Below are 1,121 nucleotides of genomic sequence, written 5' to 3' on the forward strand. Positions count from 1 at the left end.
CAGGCTAGCGGTTGGGTGGTTTCCAGCCCGGGGGCACTGGCTTGGTTTGTTCTTTGCACTTGTAAATGTCCAACCTGCAGCCCGGTACTGTTACCTTTGAGCAGTTCCCTATACTGACGTTATATTCCATCCATTTCGGCGTTTGTCCGACTGTGAAGAAGAACTGTGCACCGCCGGTCGGGTCTTGGCCGGGGTTCTCGCATATTTTCCCAGCACTATCAGATGAGCGTCCTTGTGGCAACGTTTTTGTGCAGCACTGATCATAGCGGTCCCGCCCGCCACCAGGTTTCCCATCAATCAACACCTTACCCTTCGGGCCACAATCGAACCTAGTCGATTTGGCTTGAGCGCAAAAGTCTTTCTCGCCACCGAAGTCGCCGGGCCATTTGGTGTTCTGGCGATTCTTCATGATGTGGTAGACGGCTGCCTCACAGCCTCCTTCGCCTTCGCAGAATACCATACACCGACAGCAGTCAAGATCTGTCCTGCAGTGGTCCTTGCACCTCGGGTTTGCCCTCACTGCAAGGCCGTGAACATCGAACTGATCAACAGCATCGTTTCCAACGAAGCCATACATGTTTAATCCACCATGTTCGCCTATCGGATCTCTACAGAGCCACCGCCCAACTGTGGGACTGTAGGCGCGGTATTCGTACAGCACCAGGCCCGTTCCGTCCTCCGTCCGCTTCGTGCTGAACCGGAACGGATTCGAACCCGCCACAGGACCCGTCATCCGCAATGGCTCCCCAAACGGTCCATACTCGTACCGCGCAGTCTCGGTACCGGTGCTCGCCGAGACCAGGGTCCAGACGTTCCCGTTGCCGTCATACGTCACAAAGTGCACACCCGCAGCAGGCCCACCGCTCAACCGCACCCACAACAAACCGCCCACACCACCCGCACCGTCCAGGCTTTCCGCGAGATCCAATCCCCACACGTACGACCGCTCCACCGCACCGTTCGTCCCGTTCAGCTCCGCAATGTGACGACCGAACATCACGGGATCACTCACCAGCTTCAGATCCTCCACCACCTGCCACGTGCTGTTGGTCCATACGTACCGCACCTGCCGTACCCGACGCCCCAACGCATCGTACGTCCAGTCCACCCGACGCCGATCC

At 58.1% G+C, this 1,121-nt stretch carries 1 protein-coding gene; it reads right to left on the reverse strand.

Features of this window, described 5'->3' with window-relative positions; all coding sequences use genetic code 11:
* Positions 1 to 4: 4 nt before the first annotated feature.
* Positions 5 to 1,121, reverse strand: a 1,117-nt coding sequence (locus G4L39_RS05865; RefSeq protein ID WP_165106657.1) for an RHS repeat-associated core domain-containing protein, incomplete at its 5' end; no start/stop codon positions are given.

It is taken from the genome of Limisphaera ngatamarikiensis (assembly GCF_011044775.1).
GTDB classification, from domain to species: Bacteria; Verrucomicrobiota; Verrucomicrobiia; order Limisphaerales; family Limisphaeraceae; genus Limisphaera; species Limisphaera ngatamarikiensis.